The sequence below is a fragment of the Streptomyces sp. NPDC051109 genome (genome assembly GCF_044455885.1).
In the GTDB taxonomy this organism is placed as follows: Bacteria; Actinomycetota; Actinomycetes; order Streptomycetales; family Streptomycetaceae; genus Streptomyces.
Genome location: NZ_JBITFF010000002.1, coordinates 510,242 through 524,126, shown reverse-complemented (window position 1 = coordinate 524,126; position 13,885 = coordinate 510,242). Strand labels below are relative to the sequence as shown.

The following is a 13,885-nucleotide window of genomic DNA, read 5'->3' as shown; positions in this document are numbered from 1 at the left end:
GTGCCCCTTCTCGGCCCGTGGGTGTCTTCGGCGGGGGTCACCCCGCCTTTCCACCCCCCGCCCGCCGGCCCGAGGTTCTTTTCGCCCCGCGGGGGGGGGGGGGGGGCCCCCCCGCCCCCACCGCACGGGGCCGCCCGTACGGCCCCGCAGCACGAGGAGGAGACCATGGCGACCACGGCGGCCCTCTCGCCCGGGGCGCGGGCGCAGGCCCTCGAAGCAATGGGGGAGGACGAACTCGACGTCCTCGTCGTCGGAGGCGGCGTCGTGGGCGCCGGTGCGGCCCTGGACGCCGCGACCCGGGGACTGGGCGTCGGCATCGTCGAGGCCCGGGACTGGGCCTCCGGCACGTCGAGCCGCTCCAGCAAACTGATCCACGGAGGCCTGCGCTACCTGGAGATGCTCGACTTCCGCCTCGTCGCCGAGGCCCTCGGCGAACGCGGACTCCTCCTGCGGTACCTCGCCCCGCACCTGGTCCGCCCGGTGCCGTTCCTCTACCCCCTCACGCACCGGATCTGGGAGCGGCCCTACGTCGGCGCGGGCGTGCTGATGTACGACGCCATGGCCGCCGCCTCCGGCACCACCGGAGGCCTGCCCCACCACCGCCACCTGCTGAAACGGCAGGCCCTGCACGAAGCGCCCGCACTGCGCTCCGACGCCCTCGTCGGCGCCGTGCAGTACTGGGACGCCCAGGTCGACGACGCCCGCCACACCATGTTCCTCGTCCGGACCGCCGCCGGCTACGGAGCACTGGCGGCCAACCGCACCCGCGTCGACCGCTTCCTGCGCCAGGGCGAACGCGTGGTGGGCGCCGTCGTCACCGACCTGGAGACCGGCAGCGCGACCGAGGTCCGCGCCCGCCAGGTCATCAACGCCACCGGTGTGTGGACCGACGAGACCCAGTCCATGGCCGGCACCCGGGGACAGTTCCACGTCCGCGCCTCCAAGGGCGTCCACCTGCTGGTTCCCCGCGACCGGATCAACTCCCGCACGGGGCTGATCCTGCGCACCGAGAAGAGCGTCCTGTTCGTGATCCCCTGGGGACGGCACTGGATCATCGGCACCACCGACACCGACTGGACCCTCGACAAGGCGCACCCGGCCCTCAGCTCGGAGGACGTCGCCTACCTCCTGGAGCACGTCAACGCGGTCCTTTCCACGCCCCTCGCCCCCGAGGACGTCGAGGGCGTGTACGCGGGCCTGCGCCCGCTCCTGTCGGGGGAGGCCGCCGAGACCAGCAAGCTCTCGCGGGAACACCTCGTCGCCCACCCGGTTCCCGGGCTCGTCGTCGTGGCCGGCGGCAAGTACACCACCTACCGGGTGATGGCCAAGGACGCGGTCGACGAGGCGGCCCGGGGCCTGGACGAGAAGGTGCCGGACTGCGCCACGGCACGAGTCCCGCTGGTCGGAGCCGACGGCTACTCCGCCCTCTGGAACTCGCGGCACAGGCTGGCAGCCCGCTCCGGACTGCACGTCGCCCGGATCGAGCACCTGCTCAACCGCTACGGCTCCCTGGTCCACGAACTGCTCGCCCTGGTCGCGGAGGACGCCTCGCTCGGGGAGCCCCTCCCGAGCTCCGACGACTACCTCCGGGTCGAAGCCGTCTACGCGGTCACCCACGAGGGAGCCCGCCACCTCGACGACGTCCTCGCGCGACGCACCCGGATCTCCATCGAGTCCTGGGACCGCGGGGTCGACGCGGCACGGACCGTCGCCGAACTGATGGCACCCCACCTGGGCTGGGACCGGGCGCAGCAGGACCGCGAAGTCGACCACTACGAGAAGCGGGTGGCCGCCGAACGCGAGGCCCAGCTCCAGCCGGACGACCGCACCGCCGACGCGGTACGCCTGGGTGCCCCCGACATCGTCCCGGTCCGCGGCGTCTGAGCCCCGAGCGGAACCCGCGCGGTCATCCGCTCGTCTTGCAGCGCAGCCGAAGGGGAGGGCGAGGACGAGGGCGAGGCCGCGGTTCGGCGTGAGCGCCGGCTCTCGTGTCCCGTTCCGGCCCTGCCCGTTCCGTGTACTGCGTCCTGTGAGAGGCCTTCACCCGTGCTCGTTGCCGACACCCGTTTCAGCGTGCTGTCCGAGGACTTCGCCGCCGACCCCTACCGGTACTTCGCACAGCTGAGGGTGCAGGCTCCCGTGCACCACGAGCCGGCGATCGACGGCTACTTCCTCTCGCGCCACGAGGACGTGAAACGGGTGCTGACCGACCACGAGGCGTTCACCACCGAGACGCTGCAGGTGCGCGCGGAGCCGGTGATGCGCGGGCCGGTCCTCGCGCAGATGACCGGGGCCGAGCACACCGCGAAGCGGAAGATCGTCATACGGGGCTTCACCGGCCAGGCCCTCCAGGACCAGATGCGTGCCGTCCGCGCCAACGCCGCCGAGCTGATGGCCCCTTTCCTCGCCCGGGGCCGGATGGACCTGGTCAACGACTTCGGCAAAACCCTCGCCGTCCACGTGGCGCTCGACGTCCTCGGTCTGGAGAGACGGGACTGGCGGCAGGTCGCCGCCTGGCACAGCGGAGTCGCCGAGTTCATCACCAGCCTGGCCCTCACCCCCGAGCGCCGCCGCCACTGCCTGGACTGCGCCGAGCAGTTGGAGGCGTACCTGCGCCCCGTCATCGAACAGAGGCGCCGCGACCCCGGCGACGACCTCATATCGAAGCTGTGCACGGCCGAGTTCGACGGCATCGCCATGAGCGACCGCGAGGTCACCGCACTGATCATCAACGTTCTGGCGGCCGCCACCGAGCCCGCGGACAAGACCCTCGCCCTGCTCTTCAAGCACCTCATCGACCACCCCGGGCAACTGGCGCAGGTCCGCAGGGACCCGGACCTGCTGGCCGCCGCGATCGCCGAGACCCTGCGCCACACCCCGCCGGTCCAGCTCATCCCCCGCCAGGCGGAGGAGGACGCCGTGTTCGCCGGCGGCACCGTGCCCGCCGGTGCCACCGTCTTCTGCATGATCGGTGCGGCCAACCGGGACCCCGCCGCCTTCACCGACCCGGACGCCTTCGACATCCACCGCCCGGACCTGGGCACCGCCCGCTCGTTCACCGCGGCCGCCCAGCACCTGGCCTTCGGCACCGGACTCCACCAGTGCGTCGGCGCGGCCTTCGCGCGCGCCGAGATCGAGACCGTCGCCGCGATGCTCCTGCCCCTGCTCGAAGAGGTCCGCTACAGCCCCGGCTTCCACTACCGGGAGGCCGGCCTGTACACCCGGGGCCCGCTCTCGCTGTCGCTGGACTTCACCCCCGTCCACCTCGGCTGACGGGACCCGGACCCGCCACGTGACACCTCCATTAGGATCGCCGTTCGCCCGGTCGAAGCCGGGCGGCGCACAAGGGAGTTGGGAGCCGCCATGGTGTCCGTGGGGGAAAGACTGAGCAGAGCGCGCGTACGGGCCTTCGTCGGCCGGGACGAGGAACTCGGGCGTTTCGAGGAGGCTTTGGCCGGCGATCCGCAGGCGCCGTTCGCGTTCTACGTGTGCGGACCGGGCGGCATAGGGAAGTCGACGCTGCTGCGGCGCCTGGCGGACCACGCCCGTGCGGCCGGCCGACTCCTCATCGAACTCGACGGCCGGTTCGTCAGCCGGGACCCGGCCGATTTCGAGCGCGCCGCCGGTCCGTTCCTGGACGTTCCGGGAACGGTCCTGTTCGTGGACTCCTTCGAGTACTGCCAGTGGCTGGAGAGCTGGCTGTGGCACCACCTCCTGCCCCGGGCCGCGGACGACACCCTGGTCGTCCTGGCCGGCCGGCGCGCTCCGCAGCCGCAGTGGACCGCCGACCCCGCCTGGTCCCGTCTCCTGCACGTGACCGAACTGGGGCCGTTCTCCGAGGAGCAGGCCCGGAGCCTGCTGGTGGCGGCGCAGATCCGCCCCGAACTGCGGGACCGCGTACTGCGCTTCGCCGGGGGCAACCCGCTGGCCCTGTCCCTCGCGGCCGCGGCGGGATCGGCGGGCTGCAGCCGGGAGGAGATCTGGGCCCCGACGGCGGACGTGCTGCGCACCCTGCTGGCGGGGCTGGTGGGGGAGGTGCCCACCGCGGCCCACCGCCGCGCCCTGGAAGTGGCGGCGCAGGCCCACTCGACGTCCGAGGAACTGCTCGCCGCGGTGCTGCCCGAAGAGGACGCCCATCTGCTCTTCTCCTGGCTGCGGGACCTGCCCTTCATGGAGTCGACCCACCGGGGGCTCCACCCGCACGACGCCGCACGCGAGACGCTCGCCGCCGACCTGCGCTGGCGGGCGCCCAACGCGTTCGAGGCGATGCGCCGGCGCCTCGCGGACGAGTACCTGCGCATACTGCGGGAAGCGCCCGAGGAGCGGGTGTGGACCGTCACCGACGAGCTCTTCTACCTCTACCGGGAGGGCGAGACCCTGGCCCGACTGCGGTCCTGGTCCCGCGAGGACGAGGTGCACGACCGTCCCTTGCACCCCGATGACATCGATGCCGTGCTGTGCATGGCCGAGGAGACCGAGGGAGCCGCCTCCGCGGAGCTGGTCCGGTACTGGACGCGGCGCCAGCCGCAGGCCTTCAGCGTCTACCGGCTCGTGAGCACGGGACGGATCGTGGCGTTCACGGCCCGATTGGCCCTGCCGTCCCCGCCCGACCCCCAGGACCTGGCCACCGATCCCGTCGTCGCCGCCGCGTGGCGGTACACCGATGCCACCGAGCCGGTGAGCCCCGGCGAACACATCGGCGTCAGCCGTTTCTCGATCTATCCCGAGCAGTACCAAGTCCCCTCCCGTGTCGTTGACTTGAGCAGCTCCCGGGCTCAGGCGGAGGCGGCCCGCGCCCGCGGTCGGGCGTACGGATTCGCCGTGTTCCGGGATGCCGAGACCTGGGCGGAGCGCGTCAAGGGCACCCTCAGCGACACCGGGGCCCGCCCGCGAGTCGGTGAGCACACGTACGGGCTGTTCGGCGTCGACTGGCGCCAAGTCCCCGTGGAGACATGGCTCTTGCGGTTCATATCCCCGGCCACCGACGAGCCGGTCCGCTCCGGACCGTCGCCCGTCTCGCGTACGGCGTTCGACCAGGCCGTGCGCGAAGCGCTGGCCCACTGGCGGGATGCGGGCGCCTTCGCGGCCTGCGCCCTGATGCGCACGCGCCTCGCAGCCGACCTCGGCGATCCGGTGGGGGAGTTGCGCGGGCTGCTGCGCCGGGCCGTCGACGACCTCGCCCGTGATCCGCGCGGAGTACGCGCACGCGAGGCCCTGGCGGCGGGCTACTTCTCCGGTGCGCCCACCCAGGAGGCCGCCGCCCGGCGACTCGGCCTTCCGTACGGCACCTACCGTCGCCACCTGCGCCAGGGCCTGGACCTGCTCTCGGAAGCCCTGTGGCAGCAGGAGCTGCACGACCCCAGGTAGCACCGGCGGCCGACGTGCCCGGGGCGGAACCGGCGGACCGGGGTGGACGCGGGAGCCGGATGGGCAGGTGCGGACAGGGGTGGACAGCGGCCCTCCCCGTCGGGCCTGGATAGTGGACACCTTCCGCGCCGAGTCTGTGCGCCATGAACGTTGCACACGCGCAGACCGACCGGGCGGCACGCCGGACCCCCCGGCCGGGAACGGTCCTCGCGGCCCTCGCCGCCGCCCAGTTCACCGTCATGCTCGCCACCTCGATCGTCAACGTGGCGCTCCCGCAGATCCGGGCCGGCACCGGGCTCACCGACAGCGGCACCACCTGGGTGGTCAACGCCTACGGCCTGGCGTTCGGGGCGCTGCTCCTGGCGGGCGGGCGGGTCGCCGACCTCCTCGGCCGCCGCAGGGTGCTGATGGCCGGCCTCGCCCTGTTCGCGCTGGCCTCGCTGGCGGCGGGACTGGCCACCTCCGCCGAAGTGCTGATCGCGGCCCGTGCGGTGCAGGGCCTGGGGGCCGCCGCGATCGCCCCGGCCGCCCTCGCCCTGGCGATGGACCGGGCATCGTCCGGCCCCGAGCGCGGCCGCGCCCTGGGCGTGTGGGGAGCGGTCTCCGGCGCGGGAGCGGCGGGTGGCGTCCTGCTGGGCGGCGCGCTCACCCAGGCATGGGGCTGGCCCTGGACCTTTCACTCGGTCGCGCTCGGAGCGGCCCTGGTCCTGGCCGCGGTGACCGTACTCGTCCCACGGGACGCGGGACGCGATGCCGGACGGCAGTCCGCCGGGCGGTTCGACCTGCTGGGCACCGCCACCGTCACCCTGGCACTGACCGGCCTGGTCTGGGGTCTGACCACCGCGCGCGGAGCCGGCTGGACCGACGCCCGGGTGCTGGGCGCACTCGGCGCCGCCGCCGCACTGTTCGCGGCGTTCGCCGTGATCGAGGTCCGCCGGCCCGACGCACTGATCCCGGCACGCCTGTTCGCCACCGGCCGGGTCGCCGCGGGCAATCTGCTGATGGCCCTGCTCGGATCCGTATGGCTGGCCCTGTTCTTCTTCCTGCCGCTCTACCAGCAACAGGTGCTCGGATCGGACCCCTTGGCCACCGGAGCCGGACAACTCCCCCTCGCCGTGGCCCATATGCTCGGCTCCGCCCTCGCACCACGCGTCTCCCGGCGCATCGGAGCCACCGCGACGGTGACCACGGCCCTGCTGACCGAGGCCGCCGGACTGCTCTGGCTGTCACGGATCAGCGCCGACGGAAGCTACCTGACGGACCTCCTCGGCCCGAGCATCCTGGTGGGCCTGGGCCTCAGTATCGCCTTCGTCCAGCTCACCGCCCTCGCCGTGGACGGTGTCCCGCGCGCCGACGCGGGCCTGGCCGGGGGACTGGTGAACACCACCCGGCAGGTCGGCGGAGCGATCGGCCTCGCCGCCCTGGCCACGCTGGCCGGCTCCGTCACCGCCGGCGCGTCCGCCGGTACGCCCCCACTGGAGGCCCTCACGGCCGGCTACCGCACCGCCTTCACGGTCTCGGCCGCGGTCCTGGCCGCCACAGCCCTCCTCGCACTGCTCCTCACCCGCCGTAAGGGTTCACGAACACCCACCACCCCGACCACACCGGCCCACCTCAAGTCCGTCGCCGAACACGCTGCCTGAGCACACGTCACCACCACGGAGAGAGAGTCCAGCCATGACCACTGCGAAGCCGTACCTGACCGGCCACTTCACCCCCGTCGCCGACGAGATCACCGCCACCGGCCTCACCGTCGAGGGCACCCTGCCCCCGGAGCTGACCGGCCGGCTGCTCCGCAACGGCCACAACCCCAAGCCCGGCGTCACCCCCACCCACTGGTTCAAGGGCAGCGGCATGGTGCACGGCATCCGGCTGCGCGAAGGCCGCGCCGAGTGGTACCGCAACCGCTGGGTGCACACGCCCGCCCTCGACGGCGCCCCCTACGTGACCGAGCACGGACCCGACCTGACCGCCAGCGCCGCGGGCACGCACGTCATCGAACACGCCGGACGCCTGCTGGCGCTGTGCGAGGCGAACCTCCCCTTCGAGCTCACCCCCGAGCTGGAAACGGTCGGTGCCTACGACTACGACGGAAAGCTGCGCGGCGCGATGACCGCGCACCCCAAGGAGGACCCGGTGACGGGGGAGCTCCACTTCTTCGGGTCCTCGCCGTTCCCGCCGTTCCTGACCCACTACGTGGCCGACGCCAAGGGATCGATCACGCACAGCGCCGAGGTGCCGGGGGCGACCGCCGCACTGAAGCACGACTTCGCCCTCACCCGCCGCCACGTGGTCTTCGTCGAGGGCAACGTCACCTTCGACCACACGGAAGCCTCGGGCATCCCCTACAGCTGGAGCGATCGGCAGCCCGCCCGCATCGGCGTCATGCCCCGCGTCGAAGACGGTGCCCGGCACATCCGCTGGTTCTCCATCGAACCGGGCAACATGCTCCACGTCTCCAACGCCTACGAGGACGGCCAGGGCCGCGTCGTCCTGGAAGGCCCCACCGTGGACCGCGAGGGCTTCCGGCTCTCCTGGAACTGGTGGGTCGGCGCGCCCGGGCGCGGCAGCGAGCCCGTCAGCCGCTCGTACACCCGCCGCTGGGTGCTCGACATGTCCGCCGGCACCGTCGACGAGCAGATCGTCGACGACCTGCCGGTGGAGTTCCCGACCCTCAACGAGGAGTACCTGGGCACCGAGAACCGCTACCAGTACGCGATCTCCTTCCCGAACGAGGAGGGGCTCGGCGGCTACGGCGTCGTCAAGTACGACCGCGCCAGCGGTGCACGCCGCATCCACCGGGTGGGGGATGCACGGATGCCCGGCGAGGCCGTGTTCGTCCCCGCCGCCGACGCCACGTGCGAGGACGACGGCTATCTGCTGACCGTCGTCTCCGACCTCAAGCAGGACGCCTCGCAGCTCCTGGTGCTCGACGCCTCCGGCCTCGATCGGGTCGCCACCGTCCACCTTCCCCACAGGGTGAGCGCCGGACTCCACGGCTCCTGGATCCCCGACGGCGCCCTGTAGGGCGCCACGGGCCGGCCAGGAGCAGGAACCTGCCGGAGCCGCGGGCATCCCGCGGCTCCGGCGCCACCTGCACCAGGTGAGAGCGCGCGCTCCGTCCGGATCACCGGACGTCGTACTTGAGGCGGAGTGGACTACCGGCGGCTCGGGCGGTGTCCGTGGGGCAGGGGAGGGATCCCGGAGCCTGATTTCGGTCAACTGACCGGATTTCGCGTGGTACGGGAGAGGGACCCGGGACGGCTCTTCCAGGGGATTCGCGGCTGGCCCCGATGCAACACAGTGGGCACACCAGGGATTTCACCGGATGAAGGACGGTACGCCCATGAAACGCCTCGCACCGCTGCTCGCCACGGTCGGACTCGTAGCGACCTCCCTGCCCCTGCTGACGGCTCCCCAGGCGGCCGCCGCCCAGACCCCGGGCCACATGCGCCAGAAACCGGACTGGCACCGCTGCAGCCCCGACCAGCCGGTGGCGTACGAGTGCGCGACCCTGAAGGTGCCGCTCGACTACCGGCACCCCGAGGGACGCACGCTCGACCTCGCGATATCGCGGATGAAGAGCGAGAACCCGGGCAAGCGGCGCGGAGTCCTGCTCTTCAACCCGGGCGGTCCCGGCACCTCAGGGCTGTTCCGGCCGATGGTCCTGAACGCAGAGATGCCCAAGGACGTCCGGGACCAGTACGACCTCATCGGCTTCGACCCGCGCGGGGTCGGCAACAGCAGCCCGGTCACCTGTGGCGGGCTGAGCCGGGCCGAGCAGGGCATCGGGGGCGCGTACCGCCCGGAGACCTTCGCCTCGGACGTGGCCTGGGCGCGGGGCATCGCCGACAAGTGCCGGGAGAAGTCCGGCGACGTCCTCCCGCACATCACCACCCGCAACACGGCCCGCGACCTGGACGTGATCCGTGAAGCGCTCGGCGAGCGGAAGATCTCGTACCTGAGCTATTCGTACGGGACCTACCTCGGCGCGGTGTACTCCCAGATGTTCCCCCAGCACACCGACCGCTTCGTACTGGACAGCGGGGTGGACCCGCAGCGCGTCTGGCGCGGCATGATCCAGGTGTGGGCCACCGAGGCGGAGCCCGCCTTCGCGCGGTGGACGCGGTGGGCCGCGGAGCGCTCGGACCGGTACGGGCTCGGCACCACCCCCGAAGAGGTGTCCGCCACCTTCTGGGCCCTGGTGGCCCGGGCCGACCGGGATCCGATCGTCTACGAAGGGCGGAAGGTCACGGGTGACGACATCAGGGCCGACCCGTCCCTGTTCTCCTCCCCGTACGGGGCCTCGGCCGTCGTCAAGCACCTCAAGTCGTTGGCCGAGAACGGATCCCGGCCGGCGGACGGTGACGCGCCGGACCTGAAGCAACTGCTCGCGGGTCCCCGGCCCTCCGGGGCGAGCGCCTCCGCCACGAACGCCGCGGCGGCCGCCGGCCCGGCAGCCGCCCCCGATTTCGATGACGAGGCCACGGCCGTCTACTGGTCCGTCGTCTGCGGGGACACGGACGCCTGGCCGCGTGATCCCGACCAGTACGCGCGGGACGCGGTGCGGGACAAGGCGAAGTATCCGCTGTACGGGGATTTCGCGTCGAACATCAAGCCGTGCGCCTTCTGGCAGCGTCCGGCGGAGCCCCCGACGCCCATGAAGACGCGGGCCGACGTGCTGACCGTACAGAACGAGTGGGACCTGGTGACCCCGCTGGCGAGCGGTCAGGGCCTGCACAAGGCGCTGAAGGGCTCGCGGATGGTGTTGGCGCTGGGCGGCGAGAAGCACGGCGTGTACCTCTCCGACCCGGCTTCCTGCGCCGACGCCACGGTCAACACGTACCTCGCCACGGGCCGGCTGCCCGCCGCAGACGTGACCTGCCAGGACCCGCCGCCGTTCCCGTAGGGGCGAGGCGCGGAGCGGCGGCTTCGGGTTCCGGACGGGTGAAGGTCGCCTACGGCCGCGGCCCGTCCCGGAGGCGGCCGGTCATGAGCAGGCCGCCCTGCGGGGTCCGCCGGGCGAGTTCGCCGGTGCGGAAGTAGCCGTCGGCGGTGAAGGAGCGTGCGTTGTGCTCGGGAGCCCGGTAGTAGCCCCGCAGGGTGTACGGGCCGCGGGCGAGGAGTTCGCCGGGCTCCCCGTCGGGCACGTCCTTGCCCCCGGCGTCGACGATGCGGATCTCGTCGTCGGGCGAGAGCGGGCGGCCCTGCGCGGTGAGTACGGTCTCGTCCGGATCCGCGGGCCGGGTGAACGTGAGCAGCCCCTCGGCCGCGCCGAAGACCTGCTGGAGGCGACAGCCCAGTTCGGGGCCCATCCGCTCGGCGGTCGCCCGCGGCAAGGGCGCGGCGCCGCCGACCTGCACCAGGCGCAGACTGCTCAAGTCCGCCTGGACCGTGGGAAGTACGTCGAGCCAGTGCCGGGCGGCGGCGGGCGTCACCGAGGTGATGGTGACCCGCTCCCGTGCGATGGCCGCAAGGCATTCGGCGGGGTCCGGGTCCTCGACCAGGACGACGGTGCCGCCGGCGGACAGCGTGCCGACGATGCCGGGACAGCCGAGCGCGAGGTTGGTCTCGGCGGGCAGCGCGGCGAGGTACACGTCGTTCTCGGTGAGGGACACCAGCTCGGCGGCGGCCCGCGCCTGGTAGGCGTAGTCGTCGTGCGTACGCGGAACGAGCCTGGTCGGCTCGGCGGCAGCGCCGGAGAGCAGGAAGAACGCCACCTGGCCCGCGCCCTGCGCGAGCGTCGGCCCGGGCGGGGAGTCGAGGGAGCCCAGCGGGAAGTAGTGGCAGCCGGCCGGGTCGGTCGAGAAGCCGCCGTACGGGGACGACGCGCCCGGCGCCTCGAAGGTGAACACCCTTCGCAGGAAGGGCCCTTGAGCCGCGATGTCGGCCGCCATCGCCGTGTGGTCGAAGCCGCGGTACGTCGAGGGGCCGACGTAGCCGACGGCCTCCGCGACCCGGACGACGTGGGCCACCTCGGACGCGCGGTACGAGACCGGACAGAGCACCGGGACCGCGCCGATGCGCATCAGCGCGAAGACGGTGGTGACGAACTCGGCCACGTTCGGCAGCTGGACGACGACCCGTTGTCCGGGCCGCAGGCCCCGCAGCCGGAATCCGGCGGACATGCGGTCCACGCGCCGGTTCAGGCCCGCGTACGTGATGCGGGTGCCACCGCCGTGCACGAGAGCGGTCCGCGGTCCGTACTGCTGGGCCCAGCCGCGCAGCAGGTTGTCCAGGGTGTTGCCCCGCCAGTGCCCGGCCGCCCAGTAGCGGTCGACGAACTCCTCGGGCCAGGGCGTGCAGCCGGCGAGCATGGGTGCCATTGTCTTCCTTCGGTCCCGTTCCTGGGTCAAGCCAAGCCCTCACCACCCCTCCGTGCAATGCGCCTTCCCCACCACGGAAGCCGGACTCGATCAGCGGAAACTCCAATCAGGACGCTGATCAGGAGGCTGAGACGCCAGGGAGGGCACGACCGGAGGCGGAACCCCGTGGATGCCCCAGGCGCCGGCGCCGATGCGGAAGGCCTGTTCCGGGCACTCCTCGCAGGAGGCCGGCACCACCGCGCCGGCCGGCAGCGCCGGGGCTTCGCAGGCGGACGCACACGGCCCCTGCGTGCCGAACACCGCTGATCGGCATGCCCGTACGCCGGCTGGGCCCCGCAGTCGCCGGGCGGGGCACGCAGCTCGGCCCCCGGGGGACCCGCGGCGTCATCAGCCGTGCAGCTGGCGCGTCCAGTCCTGGGGGACCCGGCCCGCCGGGCCGGGCGCCGGCTGGTCCGCCGGGTGGGCGGACGGCGGGGCCAGCGCGGGTCCGGATTCGTACAGCGCGTCGGTGTCGTAGTTCCAGAACCAGTCCTCCCCCGGCTCGAAGCTCTGCACGAGCGGATGGCCGGCGGACTTCCAGTGCGCGGTGGCGTGCTGGGCCGGGGAGGAGTCGCAGCATCCGATGTGGCCGCACTGGGCGCAGCGGCGCAGGTGGAACCACCAGCCGCCCACCGCGTCGCAGTCGGCGCAGCCGGTTCCGGTGGGCGGGACGGTCGGGTCGATGCCGTTGATGTCGTCGGTCATGCCGGCTCCTTGGAGGTCTCGGGTTCGGGGGCGGTCAGCGGCAGCAGCACCTGGAACCGGGTGTCGCCCGGCGCGGACTCGACCTGGAGGCTGCCGTGGTGCTTGTTGACCACGATCCGCCAGGAGATGTCGAGGCCGAGACCGGTGCCCTCGCCGACCGGCTTGGTGGTGAAGAAGGGGTCGAAGATGCGGCTGCGGATGTCCGCCGGGATGCCGGGCCCGGTGTCGCGGAACTCCACCAGCAGCCGGTCGCCCTCGCGCGCCGTGCGGACCGTCAGCGTGCCCTCGCCACCCGTGCTCCCGATGGCGAAGACGGCGTTGTCGATGATGTTCGTCCACACCTGGTTGAGCTCCGCGGGGTAGGCGGGCACCTCGGGCAGGGAGCGGTCGTAGTCCTTCACCACGCGCACCCCTCGGCCGATCTTGCCGGACAGCATCAGCAGGGTGCTGTCGAGGAGTTCGTGCACGTCGACGACCCGGTGCGGGGCGCGGTCCAGCTGCGAATACTGCTTGGCGGCGTCGACGAGGTGCGAGATGCGGGTGGTGGAATCGTTGATCTCGTCCATCAACAGCTCGGTCTCCACCGTGTAGTTGAGCCAGCCGATGGCCCCCGGCAGGATGTCCTCGGCCACGGTCGCCGCGACCTGCTCCAGCCAGTCGGTGTCCAGCCCGGCCTGTACGAAGGTCGGGGCGACCCGCCAGCCCTCCTGGATGCCGTGGTCGTCGAGCCAGTCGGCGAGTTCGTCCTCCCGGTCGGAGGCCTCCAGGGGGCTCAGCACCGGTGCCTTGGCCACGCGTTCAGCGGTGCGCTCCTGGATCTCGATGAGCTCGGCGAGCGCCTCGCGCGAGTAGGGGCCCCGGGCGATGACGGTCAGCTTGTGCCGCATCTTGCCCACCCGTTCCCGCAGTGACGCGGTGGCCCGTACGGCCGCCGCCGCCGGGTTGTTGAGCTCGTGGGTGAGACCGGCGGACAACGATCCCAGCGCCAGCAGCCGTTCGCGCTGGCCGATGGCGCGCTGCGTGTTCCTCGACCCGAAGAACAGCCCCTCCAGCAGGTGCGCGGCCATCGGGAACCAGTCCCGCATGATGTCCGCGAACGACTCGGCGGGCAGGACGAAGAACCGCGTCGGCTCCGTCACCCGCATCGAGTTGGTGTACGTCTGCGGCACCTGGTCGCCCAGGTACGCCTGCATGGCTCCCGCGTACACGCCGCGCTGCGAGGTCCGGCTCACTTCGACGTCGTCGCCCCCGACCCGGCGGGACAGTACGACGGTTCCCGCGATCATCACGTAGAAGCACGTGGCCGGGTCGCCCTCGGTGTAGACGGGGCCGGCGTCGAACCGCTCCACCCGCCCCTCGGCGCACAGCCGCCCGAGCTGCTCCGGGGTGAGCTTCTCGAACAGGAACAGCGAGGAGATCTCCTGCGGGCTGCAGGGCATGGACCGGCC

9 protein-coding genes are annotated in these 13,885 nt (G+C 72.5%); 6 read left to right on the top strand and 3 right to left on the bottom strand.

All coding sequences use genetic code 11. From position 1 onward, the window contains the following. Positions 1 to 165: 165 nt before the first annotated feature. The 6 genes from ACIBAD_RS05260 to ACIBAD_RS05235 all read left to right on the top strand — a co-directional run bounded on the left by ACIBAD_RS05260 (position 166) and on the right by ACIBAD_RS05235 (position 10,276). Positions 166 to 1,884 carry a glycerol-3-phosphate dehydrogenase/oxidase gene (locus ACIBAD_RS05260; protein WP_398904622.1) on the top strand — a complete coding sequence of 573 codons (1,719 nt, stop codon included), beginning with the start codon at positions 166 to 168 and terminating at the stop codon, positions 1,882 to 1,884. Between the two features lie 162 nt (positions 1,885 to 2,046). After that, positions 2,047 to 3,273, top strand: a complete 1,227-nt coding sequence (locus tag ACIBAD_RS05255) for a cytochrome P450, cyclodipeptide synthase-associated (RefSeq protein ID WP_398904620.1) — start codon at positions 2,047 to 2,049, stop codon at positions 3,271 to 3,273. A 99-nt stretch (positions 3,274 to 3,372) separates the two neighbouring features. After that, positions 3,373 to 5,367, top strand: a complete 1,995-nt coding sequence (locus ACIBAD_RS05250; protein WP_398904618.1) for an AAA family ATPase — start codon at positions 3,373 to 3,375, stop codon at positions 5,365 to 5,367. Positions 5,368 to 5,510: 143 nt separating this feature from the next. After that, entirely contained in the window at positions 5,511 to 7,010 is a 1,500-nt protein-coding gene (locus ACIBAD_RS05245) for an MFS transporter (RefSeq protein ID WP_398904616.1), read from the top strand. Between the two features lie 34 nt (positions 7,011 to 7,044). Further along, the gene (locus ACIBAD_RS05240; RefSeq protein WP_398904614.1) at positions 7,045 to 8,394 is read left to right on the top strand and encodes a carotenoid oxygenase family protein; all 1,350 of its coding nucleotides are present in this window, start codon (positions 7,045 to 7,047) and stop codon (positions 8,392 to 8,394) included. Positions 8,395 to 8,713: 319 nt separating this feature from the next. After that, positions 8,714 to 10,276: an alpha/beta hydrolase gene (locus tag ACIBAD_RS05235; protein WP_398904612.1), complete on the top strand. Its 1,563-nt coding sequence runs from the start codon at positions 8,714 to 8,716 to the stop codon at positions 10,274 to 10,276. A gap of 49 nt (positions 10,277 to 10,325) precedes the next feature. Here ACIBAD_RS05235 and ACIBAD_RS05230 read toward each other — a convergent pair whose 3' ends face one another. The 3 genes from ACIBAD_RS05230 to ACIBAD_RS05220 all read right to left on the bottom strand — a co-directional run bounded on the left by ACIBAD_RS05230 (position 10,326) and on the right by ACIBAD_RS05220 (position 13,876). Continuing rightward, positions 10,326 to 11,693, bottom strand: coding sequence for a (2,3-dihydroxybenzoyl)adenylate synthase (locus ACIBAD_RS05230; RefSeq protein ID WP_398904610.1), 1,368 nt, complete (start codon positions 11,691 to 11,693; stop codon positions 10,326 to 10,328). Positions 11,694 to 12,080: 387 nt separating this feature from the next. Next, positions 12,081 to 12,437: a UBP-type zinc finger domain-containing protein gene (locus ACIBAD_RS05225; protein WP_398904608.1), complete on the bottom strand. Its 357-nt coding sequence runs from the start codon at positions 12,435 to 12,437 to the stop codon at positions 12,081 to 12,083. After that, on the bottom strand, positions 12,434 to 13,876 hold the full coding sequence (locus ACIBAD_RS05220; protein ID WP_398904791.1) for an ATP-binding protein: 1,443 nt from the start codon (positions 13,874 to 13,876) through the stop codon (positions 12,434 to 12,436). Before ACIBAD_RS05220 ends, ACIBAD_RS05225 begins: the two co-directional genes overlap by 4 nt. Between the last annotated feature and the right edge of the window lie 9 nt (positions 13,877 to 13,885).